Raw genomic sequence first — 23,616 nt, forward strand, 5'->3', positions numbered from 1 at the left:
CAACAACCGAGACAAACCTGCGACAGATCACCCGAGACACGACAGACGAAAAGCGTGTCGAGTTGACACCCCTGCCTGGCTGCAGCAAGAGCTTTGGCGCGACTCGTGACGGGACCCCACCGCGGGGCCGCTCGCTCAGGGCAGTGGGTGGTCGGCTCGGCTGTGCCATCGCCGTTCGGCTGCGCCATCGCCGTTCGGCTGCGCCATCGCCGCTCGGCGTCGCCGTTGCGAGATGTCTGTGGGGCCGTTCAACTGGGTTCTGCGGGTAGCTGAACTTTTGCTCGTGCAGGCGGGAACTGGTGGCTGGACGCAAACGTTCGCTCCCCGCGAAAGCGCTGCTCGTAGCACGGATTTGGCGCGGAGGCTACCCCGGATGGGCTAGCCGGGCCGTGAGAGATCAACCGAGTGGAACCTGTGATTGGCCACTGGGTACGGGCAGGTCGAGGGGGACTGTTAGAGTCGCCTGCTGAACCCGGATGTCCTCCGGGTTGTTTGGTCGTGGCTGCCTGCTGCGGCCTGCCAACTACCGCATGTGCCGGTCCCTGGGGGTCGGCAACGCTCAGGAGGTTCGCGTGCTCGGCGCATTCCGCTCGGCTCTCGCGACGCCGGATCTACGCAAGAAGATCCTGTTTACGCTCGGGATCATCATTGTGTACCGGCTTGGTGCGACCATGCCCGCGCCGGGCGTGTCCTTCAAGAACGTGCGGGCGTGTGCTGAGCAGCTTGAAGGCCAGAACATCTACTCGCTGATCAACCTGTTCAGCGGTGGCGCGCTGCTGAACCTGTCCGTGTTCGCGCTGGGCATCATGCCCTACATCACCGCGAGCATCATCATTCAGCTGCTCACCGTGGTCATCCCGCGGTTCGAGCAGTTGAAGAAGGAAGGGCAGGCCGGTCAGGGCAAGCTGACGCAGTACACGCGGTACCTGACCATCGGGCTCGCGATCCTGCAGTCGACCGGTCTGGTGGCGCTGGCGGTGCGCGGGCAGCTGTTCGGTGAGTGCGACCAGGACGTCATTCCTGGCAAGGACAGCATCTTCACCCTCATCGTGCTGGTCATCACCATGACCGCCGGTACCTCGGTCATCATGTGGCTGGGTGAGCTGATCACGGAGAAGGGCATCGGCAACGGCATGTCGTTGCTGATCTTCACCGGTATCGCCGCCCGCATTCCGGCCGAGGGCAAGAACATCTGGGACAAGGACGCGAGCCGGATCACCTTCGCTCTCGTGGTCGTCGCAGCTCTCGTCATCATCGCGAGCGTCATCTACGTCGAGCAGGCCCAGCGCCGCATCCCGGTGCAGTACGCCAAGCGCATGATCGGCCGTCGCATGTACGGCGGTACGTCGACGTACCTTCCCCTCAAGGTGAACCAGGCCGGTGTCATCCCGGTCATCTTCGCCTCGTCGCTGCTCTACCTGCCGGACCTGGTCGTCCGTCTCACCCAGGGCTCGGGTTCCGAGCCGAACTGGTTCTCGACGTTCGTCCAGACCTACCTCACCAAGCAGTCGAGCTGGGTCCACATCGCGGCCTACTTCCTGCTGATCGTCTTCTTCACGTACTTCTACGTCGGCATCACGTTCAACCCGGACGAGCGCGCTGACGAGATGAAGAAGTTCGGTGGCTTTATCCCCGGCATCCGTCCTGGTCGTCCGACCGCCGAGTACCTCAAGTTCGTGTTGGGTCGCATCACGCTTCCCGGCTCGCTCTACCTCGGCATCGTGGCGATCCTGCCGAACCTGTTCCTGGACCTCACTGGTGACAACCAGAACCAGAACTTCCCGTTCGGCGGCACCGCGGTTCTGATCATGGTCGGTGTCGGTCTCGACACCGTGAAGCAGATCGAGAGCCAGCTCATGCAGCGCAATTACGAAGGGTTCCTCCGCTAGATGCGACTCGTTCTCGTTGGCCCGCCCGGTGCGGGCAAGGGCACCCAGGCTGAAGTGTTGAGCCGCAAGCTCGGCGTGCCGCACATCTCGACGGGCGACCTCTTCCGGTCCCACATCAGCAACCAGACCGAGCTCGGACTCGAGGTGCAGAGCATCCTCGACGAGGGCGCGCTGGTGCCGGACTCCATCACGAACGAGATGGTGCGCAAGCGCCTGGCCGAGTCGGATGCGGACCACGGGTTCCTGCTCGACGGGTTCCCCCGCAACGTGGCTCAGGCAGACAAGCTGGGCGAGTTCCTGGCCGTCGACGGCCACGAGCTCGACGCCGTGCTGGAGTTCCGGGTCGACGAGGACGTCGTGGTCGAGCGGCTGCTCGCGCGCGGGCGCACGGACGACAAGGAAGACGTCATCCGGCACCGCCAGCAGGTGTACCGCAACGAGACGGCACCGCTGCTCGACTACTACGCGGACAAGGTCATCTCCATTGACGCCGTCGGTGAGATCGACGAGATCAGCGAGCGTGCACTTGCGGCGCTGAACTCGCTGCGCGACGAGAAGTGACAGGTGGACTGCTTGACCGGCTCCGCACTGTCGTCACGGGTGGCAGCGAAAGCATGAGCAAGATCGAGATCAAGACGCCGGGCCAGCTGGAGGCGATGCGTGCCTCCGGCCTGGTCGTGGCGAGGGCGTTGCGCAACGTCGTCGACGCGGTGAAGCCCGGTGTGTCCACGTGGGAGCTCGACGAGATCGCCGAGCAGACCATTCGCGACGCCGGCGCCATCCCGTCGTTCAAGGGCTACCACGGTTTTCCGGCGAGCATCTGCGCGTCGGTCAACGAGCAGATCGTTCACGGCATCCCCAGCAAGAAGCAGGTGCTGGCCGAGGGCGACCTGATCTCGATCGACTGCGGTGCGATCCTCGACGGCTGGCACGGCGACTCGGCCGTCACCGTCGGCTGCGGTGAGCTCTCGCCCGCCGACCACAAGCTGTCCGAGGCGACCAGGCTGTCGATGCTCGCGGGCATCGAGGCCGCGGTGCCCGGCGGGCGGCTCACGGACATCTCGTTCGCCATCGAGTCGTCTGCCATCGAGTCGGGCGAGCGCGACGGCATCGAGTACGGCATCGTCGCGGACTACGGCGGCCACGGCATCGGCACGAAGATGCACATGGACCCGTTCCTGCCGAACTACGGCAAGCCCGGCAAGGGGCCGCGGCTCAAGGTCGGCATGGCCATCGCGATCGAACCGATGCTGACGCTCGGCACGGACGACTCCCAGGAGCTCGACGACGGCTGGACCGTCATCACGCTCGACGGGACGCGGGCCGCGCACTGGGAGCACAGTGTCGCCATCACGGAGGACGGTCCCTGGGTGCTCACGGCGCCCGAAGAGGACTGAAACCCGGATCCCGGACCCCACAGCGCTGGGAATGACCCCGTTCGCCCTGAGGCGAGCGGGGTTATTCGTTTGTCGACCTGGATATGGTCGAGGTGACGAACGAGTCAATGCTTGGGGGCATTGTGGGGGTCACCCGTTTCGTCCTGTCCGCCCTTCTGATTTCCGTTTCAGGCTGCGCTGCCTCTAAGCCGGCCACCGACTTCACCTACCAGGACGTCCCGGCCGAACACATCGCCGACCGGATCTTCCTGGCCGACACCATCGCCGAGGTCGAGCGGTGCGAAGCGCCGTTCGCCGACGTGCGGGTCGTCCGGCCGAACTTCGTCAGTCCTCCGCCGCCGGTCGACGGCGGGTGTGGAGGAAAGGCCCGTGCCGCCGCCGGGCCGGAGTACGTCGACGCCGTGAGTCGCATCACGGCGCTGCACGACACCGTCGTGACCGAGTGGAACGCGCGGCTCAAGGCCGGTCCCGAGGCCGCGGAGACGCGTGCGGCCGAGGTGACGCTGCTGCGCTGTCTCGAGCGGGCCGGGTTCACCCAGCGGGGACCCGGCGACCCGAGTCTGGAGAGCTACGGCATCGGATCCGGCGACGTCGCGCTCAACAACGCAGCTCAGAAGTGCTCTGACCTGTCCGACTACGGCTACCGGATCGCCTCGCAACGCATCCGCACGCTCAGGTCGGTGCTCGGCAGGCACGAGGCCGAGATCACCGAGATCGCCAAGCTCCGGCCGGTGCTGGCGCGTCACGTGCGGCCCGGTGACGGCCCTGACGGGGCCCGATTTGGGTTGCCGCAGTGAACTGCGTACACTGGTCAGGTGGCGCACCAGTCGCGCCGGTTCAGTCATGCCCTCCGAGGTGAGATCGATCCGGGCTGGAACGCGTCCGAAGGTTATTACCACCGTCACGAAACGCGGAGGACATGGGCAAGAAGGACGGGGCCATTGAGGTCGAGGGCCGCGTAGTCGAGCCGCTCCCCAACGCGATGTTCCGCGTCGAGTTGGAGAACGGTCACAAGGTGCTCGCACACATCAGCGGCAAGATGCGACAGCACTACATCCGCATCCTCCCTGAGGACCGGGTTGTCGTGGAGCTCTCGCCCTACGACCTGTCCCGCGGGCGCATCGTCTACCGCTACAAGTGACCTCCAATAGCAGGAGATCTCAGGCGTGAAGGTCCAGCCGAGCGTCAAGAAGATCTGCGACAAGTGCAAGGTGATCCGCCGTCACGGCCGGGTCATGGTGATCTGCGAGAACCTGCGCCACAAGCAGCGCCAGGGCTGAGCAGCTCCACCACGCGCTCGTCGAGATCATCGATGACGCAGTAACGAGAAACTCCTCGCACCTACCGCACGCAGGGCTTCAAGCGTGCGGACACCCCCGGATTCCAGGCCGGGGCCGGGACACCGGCTGTGAGAGCAGTCGGAACGACACACAGCGAGTCAGTCACCGGGATTGGGCGAGGAGCAGACCTGGAAGTAATCGACAGGAGTTAACCGCCACATGGCACGACTCGCTGGCGTCGACCTCCCCCGCGAGAAGCGGATGGAGATCGCGCTCACCTACATCTTCGGCATCGGTCGTACGCGCTCCAAGGAGCTGCTCGCCGCCACCCAGATCTCCCCCGACCTCCGGGTCAAGGATCTGAACGACGACGACCTCGCCAAGCTGCGGGACTACATCGAGACGAACTACAAGGTCGAGGGTGACCTTCGCCGTGAGGTCGCGGCCGACATCCGTCGCAAGATGGAGATCGGCTGCTACGAGGGTCTTCGGCACCGTCGCGGCCTGCCCGTTCGCGGTCAGCGCACGAAGACGAACGCCCGTACCCGCAAGGGTCCGAAGAAGACCGTGGCCGGCAAGAAGAAGGCCGGCAAGAAGTAAGACCTCGCGTCTACTGCCCTCAACTTAGGAGTTTGTTCGGCAATGCCACCCAAGTCCCGTCAGGGCGCCGGGGTCAAGAAGATTCGGCGCAAGGAAAAGAAGAACGTCTCGCACGGCCAGGCGCACATCAAGAGCACGTTCAACAACACCATCGTGTCCATCACGGACCCGATGGGCAACGTGATCAGCTGGGCGTCCGCCGGCCACGTGGGCTTCAAGGGCTCGCGCAAGTCCACGCCGTTCGCGGCGCAGATGGCTGCCGAGAACGCCGCCCGCAAGGCCGCCGAGCACGGCATGCGCAAGGTGGACGTGTTCGTGAAGGGTCCCGGCTCCGGCCGTGAGACCGCGATCCGTTCGCTGCAGGCAGCCGGTCTCGAGGTCGGCACCATCCAGGACGTGACCCCGCAGCCCCACAACGGCTGCCGCCCGCCCAAGCGGCGCCGGGTCTGAGGCACGGGGAGGAGTAAGAACCAATGGCTCGTTACACGGGACCTGCGACGCGTATCTCGCGCCGCCTGAAGGTCGACCTCGTCGGTGGGGACCAGGCGTTCGAGCGCCGTCCGTACCCGCCCGGCCAGCACGGCCGCGGCCGGGTCAAGGAGTCCGAGTACCTGCTGCAGCTCCAGGAGAAGCAGAAGGCTCGCTACACCTACGGCGTGCTCGAGAAGCAGTTCGTCCGCTACTACAAGGAAGCGGTTCGTCGTCCGGGCAAGACCGGTGAGAACCTGCTCCAGATCCTCGAGGCCCGCCTCGACAACGTGGTGTACCGCGCGGGCCTCGCCCGCACGCGTCGCCAGGCTCGCCAGCTGGTCAGCCACGGGCACTTCCTGGTCAACGGCCAGAAGGTGAACATCCCGAGCTACCAGGTGTCGAAGTTCGACATCATCGACGTGAAGCCGAAGTCCCAGCCGACGCTGCCCTTCGAGGCCGCTCGCGCTTCCTTCGGTGACCGTCCGATCCCGGCTTGGCTGCAGGTCGTCCCGTCGACCCTGCGCATCCTCGTGCACCAGCTGCCCGAGCGCGCGCAGATCGACACGCCTGTCACCGAGCAGCTCATCGTCGAGCTCTACTCGAAGTGATCCTCTCCGGGCCACTGTCCTCATCGGCAGTGGCTCGGGTCGGGTCCCGCTTCGGCGCGAAGGGTGCGCCGAGTGCGTTTGCCGGTCTCCGCGACCGGCGTCTTGACGGCGTCAAATAGCGGTCGTCGTCGTAGGAAGGAAGAACCCAGTGCTGATTTCCCAGCGCCCCTCGCTCGGCGAGGAAGCGGTCTCCGAGACCCGTTCCCGGTTCGTCATCGAGCCGTTGGAGCCGGGCTTCGGTTACACGCTCGGCAACTCGATCCGCCGCACGCTGCTGTCGTCGATCCCCGGTGCTGCTGTCACGAGCATCCGCATCGACGGCGTGCTGCACGAGTTCACCACGGTTCCCGGGGTGAAGGAGGACGTCACCGACGTCATCCTGAACCTGAAGGAGCTCGTCGTCTCGTCCGAAGAGGACGAGCCGGTGACCATGTACCTGCGCAAGCAGGGCCCCGGTGTGGTGACCGCGGGCGACATCGTGCCTCCGGCCGGTGTCACCGTGCACAACCCCGACCTGCACATCGCGACCCTGAACGGCAAGGGCAAGCTGGAGATCGAGCTCGTGGTCGAGCGCGGTCGCGGCTACGTCCCGGCCGTGCAGAACAAGCAGGCGGGCGCCGAGATCGGCCGCATCCCCGTCGACTCGATCTACTCGCCGGTTCTCAAGGTGACGTACAAGGTCGAGGCGACTCGTGTCGAGCAGCGCACGGACTTCGACAAGCTGATCCTCGACGTGGAGACCAAGCCCTCGATCACTCCGAGGGACGCGGTTGCCTCCGCGGGTAAGACCCTGGTTGAGCTGTTCGGCCTCGCTCGCGAGCTGAACATCGACGCCGAGGGCATCGAGATCGGCCCGTCGCCGGCCGAGGCCGACACCATCGCGGCGTTCGCGATGCCTATCGAGGACCTGGACCTCACGGTCCGTTCCTACAACTGCCTCAAGCGGGAAGGCATCCACACCGTCGGTGAGCTCGTGTCGCGCAGCGAGGCGGACCTGCTGGACATCCGCAACTTCGGTGCGAAGTCGATCGACGAGGTCAAGATGAAGCTCGTCGGCCTCGGCCTCGCCCTGAAGGACTCGCCTCCTGGGTTCGACCCGTCCGCCGCCGCGTCGGACTACCACCCCGCCGATGGCGGCTGGGGTGCCGGTGCCGGTCTGGACCCCCACGACGACGGTCAGGACTACGCGGAGACCGAGCAGCTCTGACGCTCGTTTCAGAGCAGAGGATCTCTTTTAGTTACTACAGGAGCAAGCGATGCCCACCCCTACCAAGGGCCCCCGGCTCGGTGGGTCTCCGGCGCACGAGCGGCTGCTGCTCGCCAACCTGGCGACGGCGCTGTTCCAGCACGGCCGGATCAAGACCACTGAGGCGAAGGCGAAGCGGCTGCGTCCGTACGCCGAGAAGCTGATCAGCAAGGCCAAGGTCGGCGACCTGCACAACCGCCGCGAGATCATGAAGGTGATCCGCGACAAGGACGTCGTGCACAAGCTGATCGCGGAGATCGGTCCGTTCTTCAGCGACCGTTCCGGTGGCTACACCCGCATCACCAAGACGCTGGCGCGCAAGGGCGACAACGCCCCCATGGCCATCATCGAGCTGGTGCAGCAGAAGCTCGTCTCCACCGAGGCCGAGGCTGCGCGCAAGACCAAGTTCGCCAAGGACGAGAAGCCGGCCGCCGCTGAGGCGCCGGTCGTCGAGGCGGACGACGAGGTGAAGGACCAGGACGCCGAGGCGCCCGAGTCCGCCACCACCGAGGCCGCCGAGGAGCCCGCCGAGGGCGCCGAGGCCAAGGCCGAGGACAAGAAGGACGAGTCCTGAGCAGTTCGTCTGCTGAAGAGCCCGCCGTTCCCGCTTCCGGGGACGGCGGGCTCGTTCGTGTGCGCCTGGACCTGGGCTACGACGGCACGGAGTTCTCTGGCTGGGCCCGCCAGCCGTCGCGCCGGACCGTGTGCGGCGTTCTCGAGGACACCATGTCGATGGTGCTGCGCGAGGACGTCGTCCTGACCGTGGCCGGCCGGACCGATGCCGGGGTGCACGCCTCGGGTCAGGTCGCCCACGTCGACCTGCCGTCCACTGTGGACGTCGACGGGCTGCCTCGTCGGTTGGCCCGTGCGTTGCCTTCGGACGTGCGGGTGTTTTCTGCTCGGGTGGTGCCTGCTGCGTTTGATGCGCGGTTTTCCGCCTTGCGGCGGCATTACGAATACCGGGTCACGGATGCTGCTTTCGGGGCGCATCCGATGCGGCGGTTGGACACGTTGGCCTGGCCGCGGCCGCTGGATGTTTCCGCGATGAACGCGGCGGCTGAGTTGTTGCTGGGGGAGCACGATTTCTGCGCCTTCTGCAAGCGGCGCGAGGGTGCCACGACGATTCGCGAGCTGCAGCGGCTCGAGTTGGTGCGCGGTTCGGACGACGTGATCACCGCGTTCGTGTCCGCTGATGCCTTTTGCCACTCGATGGTTCGGTCGCTCATCGGGGCGTTGCTGGCCGTCGGGGAGGGGCGCAAGCCGGTTGAGTGGCCGGGATCGTTGCTGTCGCTCCATGCGCGGTCCAGCGGCGTCACGGTGGCTCCTGCGCACGGGTTGAGCCTGGTGCGGGTTGATTTTCCGGCTGATTCGGAGCTGGCGGCTCGGGCTGAGGCCACTCGGAAGGTTCGGACGCTGTCCACCTGACTGGGGTTGGGTGCGCTCCAGCGGAAATCACCGCTTGAACGGCTCGGCTTCGCCCCCTGTGCGGCGCGCCCCTTGGTCTGGAAAGGGAGGAGCCCCCGGCGGGGGTACCGGGGGCTCCGAGGGGTGGAGTGGTGGATCAGATGTCGAGGGTCCAGGAGTCGATCGTGCCCGTGTCCTGGCGGTAGAGGTCGCGGACCCTCAGTTGCCAGGTGCCGTTGGCGTCCTCAGTGGACACGTTGACGTTGTAGGTGGCGTTGATGTCGTCGGCGCTGTCGCTGCCGTTCGAGACCTTCAGGGTCTTCACGGCGCCCGACGGGGTGATCAGGGCCAGTTCCAGGTCGCCTCGGTAGGTGTGCTTGATGGCCACCTTCACCGTGCCGGTGGCGCTGGCCTTGCCGTTGCAGTCGGCGATCGTGACGGACGAGGTCACGGACGAGGCGTCCGGGATGGCCGTGTCGGTGTCGTTGGTGACGGCCGGGCACTGGCCGGGCGGGTTGCCGGGGGCCGTGCCGGTGATGTGCAGGAGCTTGTTCGGGGAGCCGGTGCCGGGGTTGGTGACGACGTCGGAGGTGGCGTTGTCGACCAGGGCGTCGCGGACCTGTTGCGGGGTGGCCGTGGGGGACGAGCCCAGGAACACCGCTGCGGCGCCCACGACGTGCGGGGTGGCCATCGAGGTGCCGCTGATCGTGTTGGTGGCGTTGTCGTCGGTCAGCCAGGCCGAGGTGATGTCGCGGCCAGGGGCGAAGATGTCGAGGCACGAGCCCAGGTTCGAGAACGACGAGCGGGCGTCGGTGCGGTCGGTGGAGCCGACCGTGATGGCCTCCGGGGTGCGGGCCGGGGACGTGTTGCAGGCGTTGCCGCCGCTGTCGTTGCCCGCGGCCAGGCCGTAGGTCACGCCTGCGGCGATGGAGCGCTTCACAGCTGCGTCGACCGTGTCGTTGGCGCCGCCGCCCAGGGACATGTTGGCCACCGCCGGCTTGTTGGCCGGGTTGTTGCTGACCTGTTCGGTGACCCAGTCGATGCCGGCGATGACGCCCGCGAAGGTGCCGGAGCCCCCGCAGTTCAGGACTCGGACGGCTACCAGCTTCACGTCCTTGGCGACGCCGTACTTGGTGCCGCCGACGGTGCCTGCGACGTGGGTGCCGTGGCCGTTGCAGTCGGTGGCATCGTTGTCGTTGTCCACCGTGTCGCGGCCGTGGACGGCTCGGCCGCCGAAGTCGCTGTGGGAGACGCGGATTCCCGTGTCGATGATGTAGGCGGTGACGCCAGCGCCGCGGTTCGGGTAGGTGTAGCTGTTGTCCAGCGGGAGGGCTCGCTGGTCGATGCGGTCGAGGCCCCAGGACGGGGTCGGGGTCTGCGTGTCCGTGAGGTGGACCTCGCCGTCCTGCTCGACGTAGGCGACGGCCGGGTCGGCTGCCAGGCGCTTGGCCTGAGCCTCGGACATCTGCGCGGAAAAACCGCGCAAAGCGGACTTGTAGGAGTGTTTCACCTGTGCGCCGTACTTGGCGCTGATGTTCTCGACACTCGCGGTGCTGACGTCCTTCAGCACGACGATGTAGTTGTCCTTGACCGCGTTGGACGCACCGAGGTTCCGAATCTCCCCCTCGGGCGCAGCGGTGGCGGAGACGGACGTCAACGCGAGCGCGGTGCCCGCCACCAGTCCGATTCCAGCCGCTCGTCTGAGCCACGATTCACCCATAGCAGCGTGCTCCCTCGTCGCAGGGTGGTGCAGTGAGAGTTTTCTTAGTGGCGAAGACGGATTTCGCACAAGAAGGTCCACGAAACTACCTTCGAATGGCGAATCAACAGATTTGCGGCGCCTGTGAATTAGTTGGTGCCGCTGAGCTATGGACAGAACAATTGCGCCCCGAACGGTTCAACCGTCCGGGGCGCAGTTTCGCCTATTTCGTCGAGCCACTCAATCGCCTCGGCGCACGGCTCCGAGGATCTGCTGCTCGGCCGGGGTCGTGTACAGGCGCAGGTGCGCCCACATGTCCTGCCCCATGGCGATCACCTGGTCGTCCTTGAGCTGCGTCAGCTGCTGGAACATCTGCGGCCGCAGGCGCCACATCTGACCGGCCAGCTGCGCCTGGCCCATCGGGAGGCGCTGCAGGAGCACGAGGTCCGCGTTGTTCGCCGTCGACGTGGCCTGCGGGTGCAGGTACGGCAGGACGTACATCGTGGTCTGCCACGGGGCTCGTGGCGGGAACAGCTCCTGCGGGACGTGGCCGCCGTCGTGGATCACGAGCAGCGGCATGTCCTCGGTCGGGCGCGGCAGGTCGGCCGGCGAGAGACGGCGCAGCTGCACCAGTGGGGACGGGCGGCCGTCCGGGCCCTGGCCCGCGGCGCGCACGACCGGCTGCCAGGCCTGGGGACGGCCCGTCGCGATGATGATGAACGCCCCGGTCGCCATGGCGCGCAACGCGATCTGGCGGGCCAGGTACAGGCCGCCGACCACCACCATGCGGGTCGGGGTGGGGCGCAGCACGGACACCGTGAGCGGTTCGCCCTTGGTGCCCTGGCCGAGCATCATGCCGCCGCGGTCGCCGCTCGGGCTGACCACGTCGAGCATCGTCGGCGACACCAGGAACTCCGGTGCCACGCCGTCGCGGCCGCGTGCGTCGAGCAGACGGGACGAGCTCATGCCACACCTCCCAGCGGCAGCGTCGCGGCGAGGCCGGCGAGCTGCATGCCCCGCAACGGGGTCAGCGTGATGTCGAGGCTGTCGCCCAGCTTGGTGAGCTGGCTCTCGGCGCGCTCCAGCTCGCTCGGCGTGCGGGCACTCACCCGCACCAGGCCGCGCAGCGAAACCTGACCGTCCTCACGGGACGGTGAGATCGACATCGCCAGCGTCGAGGACAGCGCGCGCACGCCCGTGAGCGAGTTCAGGCTGCCCTTCAGGCCCTTCGACGGCCAGCCGGTGATCGCGTAGCTCGCGTGACCGACGCCACCCGCGGTGACGCCCGACCACTTCTCCCGCAGCGACACCGGGTTCGTGTTGCCGACAGCGGCGGTCAGCTCGGCCGACGAGATCGCCGCGCGCAGCAGCTCGTCCGAGTCGAGCGGGCGGATCGCCACGCCAGCGGACTCCAACGCGTTGCGGACGCGGGACAACGCGCCGATCAACGCGCGGTGCGCACCGACGACGCCGCCGCCACGCTCCCTGATCGCCTCACCGCAGCGGCGCGGGTCGAGCCGCACCGTGATCCACGTGGTGCGCCTGGCCGCGGCGGGCATCGAGCCGAGCACTTCCATGTACGAGCTGATCGCCGGCGAGTTCGGCGGGAGCGCCGCGCTGCCGGGGTAGCAGTGCCAGATCACGGTGATCGCGTCCAGGACGACACCGCGGTCCTCCAGGCACGGCGCCAGGGCACCGAGCGGGAGCGACGGTGCGGAGCCGACCGCGGAGATCAGCGGCGGGGTCGGGTCGACCAGCAGCACCGCGGTCCACACGCCGTCGTGCCACGACAGCGCGAGCGGGCGGCGTTCGTGGTCGACGCCCTTCGCGATCACCAGGTCCGGGATCGCGAGACGCAGCAACGCGACGCGCGGGTCCTCCGGGCCGAGCACCTGCATCTCGTCGTCACCGGGCTTGGACTCCTGCGGCGCCACGCGCTTCGCCGTGCGGGTGTGCGAGCGGAAGTTGTAGCGGAGCCGGACGCCGATCCACTGGGTCAGCCAACGACCACGCGATCGGGTGAACGCCAGGATCAGTGCGACGAGAAGCACACCGCCGGCGATCGACACCGAGACGACGTTCAGGGCGCCGGCCGAGTTCTTCACGCCCATGAGGGTGAGAACGAGCAGTGCGATCGCCAGACCGATCTCGATCGTGACTACGTTCGAGACGGGCAAAGAGCCGAGGCTGACTCCGGCACCTCTGCGCCGGACACGCCCGACGGGACGCGGAGGCATGGGTGCCTGCTGGCCAGGACCCCCAGGTCCCTGCGGCCGCACCATCCCTGGGTTCGGCCGGGGCGGATGTGGAGTGGTCACGGACATCCGTTGTGGTCTCTTTCCCCTCGATGGTCGGTGGGCTTGGCGAACCGGCCCACGGAGCAACCTGCGTCCGGCTATCCTGCCGAACCGTACCGCGACTGGGAGAGCAGCGAGCCGAGAATGGCATCAACACCCACCACCAAGTCACAGGTCCAGGCCTACCAATTCGTCCTGCGGCGGATGCAGTCCGCTCTGGTCCGCAGAGACGCCGTGATGCTGCATGACCCCATGCGCAATCACTCGCGCGCGACAGCGGTCGGTGTGGTCCTGGGCGTCGTCGGCCTGCTCGGCTTCCTGGTGTACGGGCTCTTCAGCCCCGCGCCGCGGCTGGACGACCAGACGCAGATCGCCATCAGCAAGGAGACGGGCCAGGTCTACGTGGTCGACGCTTCGCCGAAGCGCCTGATCCCGATGACGAACCTGGCCTCGGCCCGGCTGCTCTGGTACTCGCGCAACAACCCCGACCAGCAGGCCGGTGGCGGCGACGCGCCCGGCGGCACCGCGAACAGCGGGCAGCCCCAGGTCGCGGGTGGCGAGCCGAAGCTCGTGAGCGAGGCAACACTGGCCGGACTGCCGCGCGGCCGCCTCACCGGCCTGCCGGACGCGCCGGACGTGCTGCCGAAGCCGGACCTCCGCATCGACGCGCAGTGGTCGGTCTGCGACACGCTCGCCCTGGACAAGTTCCGCGAGGACCAGGCGGCGGAGAACCAGATCAAGACGTCGGTGATCGCCGGCGTGAGCGGCGGCAACCCGGAGCTGGGCGACGAGGCCGTGCTGGTGCAGCAGCGCACGGGCGCGAAGAAGGCGTACCTGATCTACAAGAAGCCGCAGCAGCTCAAGGACATCTCGTCGTCGACGGTCCGCGCAGAGGTGGACCTGAAGAACGACAAGGCGCTCAACGCACTGAAGCTGAAGGGCAAGACCCCGCGCGCGATCAGCACGGCGCTGCTGAACGCGATCCCCGAGGTCGCCCCGCTGAACGCGCCGGTCATCCCGAACCAGGGCAAGAAGGCGACCTACATCACCGAGGCGAACGTCAACATCGGTGAGCTCGTCGAGGTCGAGCGCAGCGCGGGCTCCGAGCTCATGGTGGCGCTGGAGGACGGTTTCCAGACCGTCGACGAGACCGTCGGCGACCTGCTGCGCTGGTCGTACTCGAACAACAAGCAGGCGATCAAGCTCTCGCCGAGCGCCATCGCTGACCACAAGGACCCGGCGAAGCCGCTCAAGCTCGACTCGTACCCGGCCAAGATCCCGACCACGCTCGAGGCGAACGCCAACAACACGGTCGTGTGCCTCGGCTGGAAGGCCGAGAACTACGGCGCGGAGAACCCGTCCGAGCACACCTCGGTGACGATCGGCTCCAAGCTGCCCGGCCCGAAGGAGATGACTCCGGTCGAGCTGAACGCGGCCGGTGCGGGCGGCGAGATCGTCGACCAGTTCATGATGCTGCCCGGCAAGCAGGCGGTCGTGCGGGCGAGCCAGAGCGTCGGCGACTTCGGCACGGGCCCGGCGCAGATCGTCACGGGACGCGGTGTCCGCTACGGCATCCCGGACGCCGGCACCGCGGCGGCACTGGGGCTGGACGGGACCTTCCCGCCGGCGCCGAACCAGATCCTGAGCCTGCTGCCGATGGGACCGCAGCTCAACAAGAACGAGGCGAACCGCAGCTACGACGCGATCACCCCGGCTCAGAAGGGCACGATCAAGGACCCGCAGCAGACCCAGAAGTAGAAGTGGCGGAACCGTTCCGGGTGCATCATCGTCGGATTTGCGACGAATGCACCCGGACGTGTCTTTAGGGGGACCGTGTGGCCGGTCGGATTTCCGTCGATCCGGAGTGGTTGGAGTCGTACGCCGACCGGGTCGACGGCACGACGGACGATCTGAGGCGGGTGCGGGACGCCATGAAGGTGTCCCCGCTGCGCCCCGAGTCGTTCGGTGAGATCGGCAGGGCACTGGGCAACTCCCAGGGTTACGCACGCGCGGCCGAGCTGCTCAACTCCCAGCTCGCCCGTGCCTGCGACACGCTCGACGCGGCCGCGAAGGGCCTGCACGCCGTCGCCAAGCAGCACGGGCACCACGACGACGAGGCCCTGCAGGCCGTCAAGAAGGCCGGTCGGCAGTGAGGGGAGCTGTGGTGGCCAAGGACGGCAGGCAGATCGCGGCCGAGGTCGGTCCTGAGCTCGACTACCTCTCGCGGGTGAGCCGCAAGCTCGGTGTCGTCGACCTCGTGCACGACTACTTCGACCCGCTCGTGGGCGACTGGAACGACCTGCGCGAGGAGTCCGAACGCTGGCGCAAGGCCGCGAAGGTGACCGAGGCGGTCACCAAGCACGTCGCGGCACCGCTGGGCGGCGTCGACGCGCGGTGGCAGGGCAAGGACGCCGACGCGTTCATCGACCACATGCGCAAGGTCGGCCTCGCGGGCGGCGACATGTCCGACGCGATGAACGCGATGGCGGACGCGCTGGAGGAGACCGCGGACGGCGTTCGCGACATCGTGCAGGACATGGCGCACGTGCTCGCCGACGTCGCCGACTCGGTGTCCGGCACGGCCGCGCTGCCCCTGGAGGGCGACCAGCGCGCGATCAAGCACATCGAGGAGATCAAGGACCCGATCCGGCAGCTGCACGAGTCGGCGCGGCAGGTGCTCGAGGCGTTTCTCAAGCTGTGCGACGGGGTTTCCGGCGACGGCGGCAACTTCGGCGCCGTGCGGATGGAGCACAGGTACCCCGACAAGGACTGGACCTACACCGCTCCGGCCAAGCCGGAGGCGAAGACCCCGGAACCGCAGAAGGCCTCCGCCACGGCCGCCGCGGGCACGGGCGGCGGTACCCCGTCGACCGGCGGCGGTGGCGGCGTCGGTGCGGGCGGGGTCGGTTCGGTCGGTGCGCCCGCCGCAACCGCCGCGCAGCCGCAGCAGATGCAGTTCGGAGGCGCCACAGGCGTTTCTGAGCAGCCTCCGCCCTCGGAGAAGGGTGGTGCGGCGGCCCCGGCCGCCGCGGCCGCTGGAGGCCGTTCTGGGGGCGCGCCAGGCGGTGCCGCGATGATGGGGGGCATGGCGCCGATGATGGGCGGCATGGGCGGCGGTCAGCAGGGCGGCGACAAGGAGCACAAGCCGAAGCAGCGGCTCACCGGCTCGATCGACGATTTGCTCGGCAAGCCCAAGAAGGCCGCACCGAAGGTGATCGGCGACGACGACTGAACGACGACTGAACGATGAAGGGCTCCTTCATCCACCTCACGTGGATGAAGGAGCCCTTCATCGTTTCCGTTGCGCTAGGCCTGTTTGCCGCGTTTCCGGTTGAGCGAGTTGCGCACGAACAACGTGAGCATGAGCAGCGCACCACCGAGGCCGATGCCGGACAGCGCCACGATGATCGGCGGCCAGTCGATGCCCGGCGGCGGCGTGACGGAGGTGGTCATCTCCTTCGGCTGCGGCTTCTGGAAGCCGTTCGCCTCCGACGGCAGCACCGCGGTCAGCGCCGCCACCGGGTTGATCATGCCGTAGCCGACCTTGTTGTCCTTTCCGGACACGTTGCCGGGGTGCAGAGCCGTGGCCTTGAGCCGGTTCATCACCTGGCGGGCCTTGAGGTCAGGGAACCTCTCGCGCACCAGCGCGGTGATGCCCGCGACGTACGGCGAGGCGAAGCTGGTGCCCTTGATGTCGGTCGTGCCCTGCGCGGTGACGTTCGCGTTCGTCAGGCCGGTGCCCTTGGGGTCGACGGAGATGATCTCCTCGCCCGGCGCCGCGATGCTGACCCACGGGCCCCAGACGCTGAACGAGGACACCGCGCCGGAGCGCGAGATCGACGCCACCGACAGCACGTCGTCGGCGAACCAGGCCGGCGACGAGATCGAGTTCACGTTGCTCGGGTCAAGGTTGTTGTTCTGCTCGGGACACCCGGTGCCCTGGTCGCTCAGGTTGCCGGCCGCCGTGACGATCACCACGTCCTTGACGTCGACCGCCCACCTGATCGCAGCCTGCAGGGCCTGGTCGTCCGAGCTGAAACCCTTGGGCTTGCCGCAGTTCGTCAGCGAGATGTTGATGACCTTGGCGTTCATGTTCGCCGCGCGGACGATCGCCATCGCCAGGGTGCTCACCTTGCCGGCGGACGAGCGCTTCTCGTTGTTCGCGTCGCCCTTGAACTCGTACCGGTCGCTCGTCTGGCGGATCGCCAGGATCTCCGCTTCCGGTGCGGCGCCGACGAAGTCGCCCTCGGTCTTCGCCGCGGCGGCGACGCCCGCCACCTCGGTGCCGTGGCCGTCGCAGTCGTCGGTGCCGTTCTTCTTGTCGACGTAGTCGCCGCCGGGGATGACCCGGTTGCCGAAGCGCGGGTTGCGCGGGTCGACACCCGTGTCGATGATCGCGATCCGGACGCCCTTGCCCTTGGCGAACCTGTGCGCCTGCTCCAGGTTCAGGTTGACCTGACCCCAGGGCATGTACTTGATCAGTTCGCTCTTGGTGTCGGATTCGACGCAACCCTTGTTGTTGCGCTCGTACTTGACGTCCGGTTCGCCCTTGTCCACCGGCGGAGGGGTGTTCGGCGGCAGATCCGGTGGGACCGAGTTCGGTTTGGCCGCTGCCGGTGCGGACGAGGACGGCTGCGCGGAGGCGTGCGGCAACGCCCCCGTCAGCAGCAGCAGTCCGGCGGTCGCCACCGCCGTGGTGCGCCTCATGCCTGCCCTCATACGTTGATCAGACCCCGGAACACGGCGTACAGGTCCATGACCGCGAGCGCGAGCGGCACCACCGCGGCGATGAGGATCGCCTCGATGATGTCGACGGTGCGGCGCAGCGGCGGCGAGAACTTCTGGCCGGGGAACACGACACCGAGCACCAGCGCGGCCGCGCCGAGGATCAGCAGCGTGCCGAACACGAAGACGATGCGGTTGAACTCGTCCGACGTGACGAGCCAGCCGAGCAGGATGCCCGCGCTCGCGACCAGGCCGGTCGACAGCAGCGCCACGGCCTGCGCGCCGTTCGCGTACGCCCGGCCGCGCATCATCAGCACGATCGCGACGACGACGCCGTAGATCGGGCCCCAGATCGTGCCGGAGGACGCGGCGACGATCGCGGACAGCGCGGCCACGACGCCGGTGCCGATGATCATGCCGGTCAGGTACTCGTGCGCGACGGCGGTGCGGCGCTCGATGACGGCGAACTCCGGGAAACCGGTGTCCTCCTTCAGGTCCTCCGCGTTCGTCGGCACGACGGGCGGCGGGATCTTCGCGAGCTGCAGCGTGATCCGCGGCAGCATCGACAGCGCGGCGAGCGCCACTGCACCGGTCGCGGCGGCCACACCGGCGAGCGGGTGGTCGACGAACGTGGCGACGAGGAACGCGAGCGCCACGAGCGTGCCGCCGGTCGCCGCGGCGATGAACACCGTGATGCCGTGGCCGATCAGCAGGATCCCGCCCCACGCGAAGATCATCAGCAACGCCGAGCCGAGCAGCATCTTCGGGTTGAACTCGACACCGGGCACCGCGTGGAAGCCCGCGACGAACGCCATCGGCAGCGATCCGCAGGCGGCGATCAGCACACCCGTCGACGCCGCCCGGTACGCCCGCGCGATGGTCGCGCCCGTCGCCAGTGCCGCGATCGCCGTGACACCCGCGGCGATGGCGGCGGCGAGACCGCTGCCCTTGCCGCCGAGCATGACCGGGGCGGACAGGAACAGCGCCACCGCGGCCCCGATCAGCGCGAGCGCGCCCGCGAGGTGACCGAACTTCTGCGCGGTCTCCTTGGTCCACGGCCGGAACGAGTCCGGGTCGGACTCCGCGATCGCGTCGACGACGTCGTCGTACAACGGCGGCGGCGGATTCTCGTTGCGACGGCGCAACTGCAGCAGCTCGCCGTCGACAACGCCGAGCGACGCCAGCGTGCGCGCCGGGTCGAGCGGGCTGTCGCCGAGCTTCGCGAGGCACCAGCCGCCGTGCCGGACACCACCGTCCGGAGTGGCCTCTCTCGCCATGTCCAGCAGCATCGGCAGGAGATCGGCCACCGCCACGTCGGCAGGCAGCGCGACGTCGATACGCGTTCGAGGTGCCACCACCGTGACACGGCTGAACACCGTCGTACCGGTCGCCACCAGGGCCCCCTAAGTCAGATCAGCGTTTGCAAACAATGTGCCCGACCCTATTGGTCCACTCGGACGCGCGCCGGGCGGCCCTAGTATGGCCGCACCGACGGCCTTCGCACGTGGTGTTCGCGGGAACACGTTCGACTGGGTTTTTTCCCGACCCACCTTCGTGGCGCGCGCAGATGCGCAATAGTGTCGGTTGCTACTGGTGGCGTAACGAGAGTCGAAGAGGTGCCTGTCAGTTGAGCACGCTGCAGTTCAAGCGAACGGCACGCCTTGCTGCTCCCCGGCCTCCTGGCGGTGAGGTGCACCTCGAGCCGCCACCCGAGGTCCCCCGGATCATCCCCGGCAACATCATGATGAAGGCGATGCCCGTCGTGATGATCATCGCGTCCGTGGGCATGATGGCGATGATGTTCGTGTACTCGAACAGGCAGCCCGCCGCGATGATCATGCCCGGCATGATGATGATCTCGACCATCGGCATGATGGCGGGAGGCATGGGCTCCGGCAAGGGCCAGAAGAAAGCCGAGATGAACGAGGACCGCAAGGACTACCTGCGGTATCTCGGCCAGATGCGCGACCGCGCCCGTGAGGCGGCCGACGAGCAGCGCGCCGAGCGCGAGTGGGTCCACCCGGACCCGCAGATGCTGTGGTCGCTCGCCACCACCCGGCGCATGTGGGAACGCCGTCAGAACGACCCCGACTTCTGCCACCTGCGCGCGGGACGTGGCTCGCAGCGCCTCGCCACCCGCCTGGTGCCGCCGCAGACCGGTCCGGTCGAGGAGCTGGAGCCGATCGCGACGCTGGCGCTGCGCCGGTTCGTGCGCGCCCACTCGCTCGTGCCCGACCTGCCGATCTCGATCGCGCTGCGCGGCTTCGCGGCCGTCGGCCTGCTCGGCGACCTCGACGACCGCCGCGATCTCGCGCGGGCCCTCATCGCCCAGCTCGTCACCTTCCACGCGCCGGACGACCTGCTGATCGCGATCGTCAGCGCGGGCCGCACGAAGCAGCTGTGGGAGTGGGCGAAGTGGCTGCCGCACGTGCAGCACCCCACCGACATCGACGGCATCGGCCAGCGCCGCATGATGGCGAACTCGCTCGCCGAGATCGAGGCGATGCTGGACGAGAACCTGCGCGACCGGCAGCGGTTCACCCGCAACGCCCCGCCGCCGCCCGACCAGCCGCACATCGTGATCGTCATCGACGACGGCGACATCAGCCGCGAAGAGATGATCATCCTGGAGGAGGGTCTGGTCGGCGTCACGCTGCTGGACCTGTCCGAGTGCCTCGGCAACCTCACGGCGCGCCGCGGTCTGCGGCTGGTCGTCGAGAACAACCAGCTCGGCGCCCGCTCCGCGAGCGGCGTCGAGTGGTTCGGCACGCCGGACCGCCTGTCGATCGTCGAGGCCGAGGCACTCGCCCGCAGGCTCTCGCCGTACCGCATGGGCGCCGCCGGCGAGGCCGGTGGTGACGGCGGCGACGACCCGTTGGCGATGAACAACAACCCGCCGCTGCTCGAGTTCATGGGCATCCCCGGCGACCCGCTGACGTTCGACGTGCAGCAGGCGTGGCGGCCGCGGCCCAAGCGCGACCGCTACCGCATCCCGTTCGGCATCGGCGAGCACGGCCAGCAGGTCGAGCTCGACATCAAGGAGGCCGCGGAGGACGGCATGGGCCCGCACGGCCTGTGCATCGGCGCGACCGGTTCCGGTAAGTCGGAGTTCCTCCGCACGCTGGTGCTCGGTCTGCTGGCCTCGCACTCGTCGACGGCGCTCAACATGATCCTCGTCGACTTCAAGGGTGGTGCGACGTTCCTCGGCCTGGACAAGGCACCGCACGTCGCCGCGGTCATCACCAACCTCTCCGGTGACCTGACCCTGGTCGACCGCATGAAGGACGCCATCGCCGGTGAGGTGGCGCGTCGTCAGGAAGTCCTGGCGAAGGGCAACTACAAGAACGTCTGGGACTACGAGAAGGCCCGTGAGAACGGCGCCCAGCTCGACCCGCTGCCCGCGCTCTTCATCTGCATCGACGAGTTCTCCGAGATGCTGACGGCGAAGCCGGACTTCATCGACATCTTCCTCCAGATCGGTCGTGTCGGCCGGTCGCTGCAGATGCACATGCTCCTCGCGTCGCAGCGACTCGAGGAGGGCAAGCTGCGCGGTCTGGACACGTTCCTCTCGTACCGGATCGGTCTGAAGACGTTCAACGCGGCCGAGTCCCGCGCGGCGATCGGTGTGCCGGACGCCTACGAGCTGCCGCCCATCCCGGGCTCGGGTTACCTGAGCGTCCAGGGCATGCCGCTGACCAGGTTCAAGGCGCTCTACGTCTCGGGCACCTACCGTCCGTCGGGCATGCAGTCCGCCGGTGAGTCGGTGGCCGTTCGCAGCGACAAGCGCCCGCGGTTCTTCGTGCCGGACTTCATCGAGATCCCGAAGGAGCCGGAGCGGCCGATCGAGCCGGTCAAGGTCGAGGAGAAGAAGGAAGACGCGAACGAGCCGACCCAGCTCGAGCTCATCGTCGACCGCCTCGTCGGCCAGGGCCCGCCCGCGCACGAGGTGTGGCTGCCGCCGCTCAACGAGCCGCCGACGATGGACACGATGCTGCCGCCGCTCGACGTGACGCCGGACCGCGGTCTCACCGCGCCCGGCTACGCGGCCAACAGCACGCTGCAGATCCCGGTCGGCATCGTCGACAAGCCGTTCGAGCAGCGCCGCGACCTGCTGTGGGCGGACTTCTCCGGAGGCGCCGGCCACGGTGCCGTCGTGGGTGGTCCGCAGTCGGGCAAGTCCAACATGCTCGGTGCGATCATCGCGGCGATGGCGCTGACGCACACACCCGAGGAAGCGCAGTTCTTCATCATCGACCTCGGTGGTGGTTCGCTCGCCACGATGGAGACGCTGCCCCACGTCGGTGGCTACGCCGGTCGTCTCGACGTCGACAAGGTCCGCCGCATGGTGGCCGAGCTGCAGACCCTGATCACCGAGCGCGAGCTCCGCTGGCGTGAACAGCGCATCTCGCTGGCCGAGTTCCGCGCCCGCAAGCGCCGCGGGGAGATCAAGGACGACGCCTTCGGCGACGCGTTCCTGATCGTGGACGGCTGGATGAACTTCCGTCAGGAGTTCGAGATGGTCGAGCCGCAGGTCCAGGCGCTGGCCGCGCAGGGTCTGTCGTTCGGCGTCCACGTGATCATCGCCGCCAACCGGTGGGCGGAGATCCGGCCCGCGATGAAGGACCTCCTCGGCACGCGGTTCGAGCTGCGGCTCGGTGACCCGAGCGAGTCCGAGGTCGACCGCAAGGTCGCGGTCAACGTGCCACCCGGCCGTCCCGGCCGCGGTCTCACCGGCGACAAGCTGCACTTCCTCACCGCACTGCCGCGCATCGACACGTCGCAGGATCCGGCGACGACGTCGCAGGGCGTCGCCGACCTCGACGCCAAGCTCAACCAGGCGTGGCAGGGCCCGCGTGCCCCGCAGGTCCGGATGCTGCCGGATCTGCTGGACTACTCGCAGTTCATGGCACAGGTCCAGCAGCACACTCCGAACCGCGGTCACCTGATCCCGGTCGGCGTCAACGAGGACGAGCTCGCGCCGGTCTACATGGACTTCGACGCGGACCCGCACTTCTTCGCGCTCGCCGACGGCGAGTCGGGCAAGACGAACATCCTGCGCACGATCGTCCGCGGCATCATGACGAGCTACACCTCCTCGGAGGCGTTGATCCTGCTCGCGGACTTCCGCCGCACGATGCTCGGCTTCATCGACACCGACCACCTGCTGACCTACGCGGTGTCGGCGACCCAGCTCACGCAGAACGTCCAGGAGGTCCGCGGCTCGCTCGCCAAGCGCATGCCCGGTCCGGACGTCACCCAGGAACAGCTCAAGAACCGCTCCTGGTGGAGCGGCCCCGAGGTGTTCGTCGTGGTCGACGACTACGACCTGGTCGCTCCGCAGGGTGGTGCGAACCCGCTGCAGCCGCTGGCCGAGTTCATCCCGCAGGCGAAGGACGTCGGCCTGCACATCGTCCTGGCCCGCCGCATGGGTGGTGCGTCCCGCGCGATGTACGACCCGGTGATGGGCAAGCTGAAGGAGATCTCGGCGCCGGTCTTCGTGGGCTCCGGCTCCAAGGAGGAAGGCAACATCATCGGCAACCTGAAGCCGTCGCAGCAGCCTCCCGGCCGAGGCACGATGGTGACCCGCAAGCACGGGCAGCAGCGCATGCAGTTCGCCTGGATCCAGCCCGAGTAGGTCCACACGTCCTCGTGGGTGGTCTCGCCGTTCGGCGGGTCCACCCACGAGTCGTTTCGGGAGTCGTCGCCCGCCAACGTGAAAGGGCCCGCAGCTGACGCCGCGGGCCCACTCAGGTAGCAGGGGTTCTACCTGCTTCCCCCCATTGCCGGACCCGATCCGGTGCGGTCAAGAGGGAGGAGACCGCACCGGATCGGGATTCTTCGGAGGTTCCCCCAGGTCTTGTCCGCCTCCGTCGATCCGGTGATGAGAACTCTGCCGCACGCCTCTCTCGCGCCGCTCACGCCTCGATGACATCCGCTGTCGCGGCGACGTCAGCGCGGTTTCCGGGCAAAGTAAAAGGGCCCGCGGCCGAAGCCGCGGGC

21 protein-coding genes are annotated in these 23,616 nt (G+C 67.9%); 16 read left to right on the forward strand and 5 right to left on the reverse strand.

Going from position 1 to position 23,616, the window contains the following annotated elements:
- Positions 1-572: 572 nt before the first annotated feature.
- The 12 genes from secY to truA all read left to right on the forward strand — a co-directional run bounded on the left by secY (position 573) and on the right by truA (position 8,916).
- On the forward strand, positions 573-1,889 hold the full coding sequence (gene secY / locus IEZ09_RS31725) for a preprotein translocase subunit SecY (RefSeq protein ID WP_189257487.1): 1,317 nt from the start codon (positions 573-575) through the stop codon (positions 1,887-1,889).
- The gene (locus IEZ09_RS31730) at positions 1,890-2,450 is read left to right on the forward strand and encodes an adenylate kinase (protein WP_189257488.1); all 561 of its coding nucleotides are present in this window, start codon (positions 1,890-1,892) and stop codon (positions 2,448-2,450) included. It begins immediately after the preceding gene.
- 53 nt (positions 2,451-2,503) lie between these two features.
- The gene (map, locus tag IEZ09_RS31735; RefSeq protein WP_189257489.1) at positions 2,504-3,286 is read left to right on the forward strand and encodes a type I methionyl aminopeptidase; all 783 of its coding nucleotides are present in this window, start codon (positions 2,504-2,506) and stop codon (positions 3,284-3,286) included.
- Positions 3,287-3,408: 122 nt separating this feature from the next.
- Complete coding sequence (locus tag IEZ09_RS31740) at positions 3,409-4,083, forward strand: hypothetical protein (protein ID WP_189257490.1); 675 nt, start codon at positions 3,409-3,411, stop codon at positions 4,081-4,083.
- A gap of 122 nt (positions 4,084-4,205) precedes the next feature.
- Entirely contained in the window at positions 4,206-4,427 is a 222-nt protein-coding gene (gene infA, locus IEZ09_RS31745) for a translation initiation factor IF-1 (protein WP_005166804.1), read from the forward strand.
- A 25-nt stretch (positions 4,428-4,452) separates the two neighbouring features.
- A complete protein-coding gene (gene rpmJ, locus IEZ09_RS31750; RefSeq protein WP_010148647.1) occupies positions 4,453-4,566 on the forward strand; it encodes a 50S ribosomal protein L36 in 114 nt (37 codons plus the stop codon).
- Positions 4,567-4,785: 219 nt separating this feature from the next.
- On the forward strand, positions 4,786-5,166 hold the full coding sequence (gene rpsM, locus IEZ09_RS31755; RefSeq protein ID WP_189257491.1) for a 30S ribosomal protein S13: 381 nt from the start codon (positions 4,786-4,788) through the stop codon (positions 5,164-5,166).
- Between the two features lie 42 nt (positions 5,167-5,208).
- Positions 5,209-5,616, forward strand: a complete 408-nt coding sequence (rpsK, locus tag IEZ09_RS31760; RefSeq protein WP_030472036.1) for a 30S ribosomal protein S11 — start codon at positions 5,209-5,211, stop codon at positions 5,614-5,616.
- Between the two features lie 23 nt (positions 5,617-5,639).
- Positions 5,640-6,245, forward strand: coding sequence for a 30S ribosomal protein S4 (gene rpsD / locus IEZ09_RS31765; protein ID WP_189257492.1), 606 nt, complete (start codon positions 5,640-5,642; stop codon positions 6,243-6,245).
- A 148-nt stretch (positions 6,246-6,393) separates the two neighbouring features.
- The gene (locus tag IEZ09_RS31770) at positions 6,394-7,452 is read left to right on the forward strand and encodes a DNA-directed RNA polymerase subunit alpha (protein ID WP_109628746.1); all 1,059 of its coding nucleotides are present in this window, start codon (positions 6,394-6,396) and stop codon (positions 7,450-7,452) included.
- A gap of 49 nt (positions 7,453-7,501) precedes the next feature.
- Positions 7,502-8,065 carry a 50S ribosomal protein L17 gene (gene rplQ / locus IEZ09_RS31775; RefSeq protein ID WP_189257493.1) on the forward strand — a complete coding sequence of 188 codons (564 nt, stop codon included), beginning with the start codon at positions 7,502-7,504 and terminating at the stop codon, positions 8,063-8,065.
- 59 nt (positions 8,066-8,124) lie between these two features.
- The gene (gene truA / locus IEZ09_RS31780) at positions 8,125-8,916 is read left to right on the forward strand and encodes a tRNA pseudouridine(38-40) synthase TruA (RefSeq protein ID WP_229813129.1); all 792 of its coding nucleotides are present in this window, start codon (positions 8,125-8,127) and stop codon (positions 8,914-8,916) included.
- A gap of 136 nt (positions 8,917-9,052) precedes the next feature.
- Here the strand turns inward: truA and IEZ09_RS31785 are convergent, their stop codons facing one another.
- The 3 genes from IEZ09_RS31785 to eccE all read right to left on the reverse strand — a co-directional run bounded on the left by IEZ09_RS31785 (position 9,053) and on the right by eccE (position 12,831).
- On the reverse strand, positions 9,053-10,615 hold the full coding sequence (locus IEZ09_RS31785; RefSeq protein ID WP_189257494.1) for a S8 family peptidase: 1,563 nt from the start codon (positions 10,613-10,615) through the stop codon (positions 9,053-9,055).
- A 219-nt stretch (positions 10,616-10,834) separates the two neighbouring features.
- A complete protein-coding gene (locus IEZ09_RS31790; RefSeq protein WP_189257495.1) occupies positions 10,835-11,560 on the reverse strand; it encodes a hypothetical protein in 726 nt (241 codons plus the stop codon).
- Positions 11,557-12,831 (reverse strand): type VII secretion protein EccE, encoded by a 1,275-nt coding sequence (gene eccE / locus IEZ09_RS31795; RefSeq protein ID WP_229813130.1) that lies wholly within the window; start codon positions 12,829-12,831, stop codon positions 11,557-11,559. Before eccE ends, IEZ09_RS31790 begins: the two co-directional genes overlap by 4 nt.
- 204 nt (positions 12,832-13,035) lie before the next feature.
- On the opposite strand from eccE, the gene eccB reads away from it, so the two are divergent.
- From eccB to IEZ09_RS31810, 3 genes are all read left to right on the forward strand, one after another.
- Complete coding sequence (gene eccB, locus IEZ09_RS31800; protein WP_189257497.1) at positions 13,036-14,649, forward strand: type VII secretion protein EccB; 1,614 nt, start codon at positions 13,036-13,038, stop codon at positions 14,647-14,649.
- 77 nt (positions 14,650-14,726) lie between these two features.
- Positions 14,727-15,044: a type VII secretion target gene (locus IEZ09_RS31805; protein WP_189257498.1), complete on the forward strand. Its 318-nt coding sequence runs from the start codon at positions 14,727-14,729 to the stop codon at positions 15,042-15,044.
- Positions 15,041-16,123 (forward strand): WXG100 family type VII secretion target, encoded by a 1,083-nt coding sequence (locus tag IEZ09_RS31810; RefSeq protein WP_229813131.1) that lies wholly within the window; start codon positions 15,041-15,043, stop codon positions 16,121-16,123. The genes IEZ09_RS31805 and IEZ09_RS31810 overlap by 4 nt, the downstream gene beginning before the upstream one ends.
- 74 nt (positions 16,124-16,197) lie before the next feature.
- Here IEZ09_RS31810 and mycP read toward each other — a convergent pair whose 3' ends face one another.
- Both mycP and eccD read right to left on the reverse strand, forming a co-directional pair.
- On the reverse strand, positions 16,198-17,598 hold the full coding sequence (gene mycP, locus IEZ09_RS31815; protein WP_229813132.1) for a type VII secretion-associated serine protease mycosin: 1,401 nt from the start codon (positions 17,596-17,598) through the stop codon (positions 16,198-16,200).
- 8 nt (positions 17,599-17,606) lie between these two features.
- Complete coding sequence (gene eccD, locus IEZ09_RS31820; protein WP_189257500.1) at positions 17,607-19,010, reverse strand: type VII secretion integral membrane protein EccD; 1,404 nt, start codon at positions 19,008-19,010, stop codon at positions 17,607-17,609.
- A 233-nt stretch (positions 19,011-19,243) separates the two neighbouring features.
- On the opposite strand from eccD, the gene eccCa reads away from it, so the two are divergent.
- On the forward strand, positions 19,244-23,251 hold the full coding sequence (gene eccCa, locus IEZ09_RS31825) for a type VII secretion protein EccCa (RefSeq protein WP_189257501.1): 4,008 nt from the start codon (positions 19,244-19,246) through the stop codon (positions 23,249-23,251).
- Positions 23,252-23,616 lie beyond the last annotated feature (365 nt).

It is taken from the genome of Lentzea flava, assembly GCF_014648475.1.
GTDB lineage: Bacteria > Actinomycetota > Actinomycetes > Mycobacteriales > Pseudonocardiaceae > Lentzea > Lentzea flava.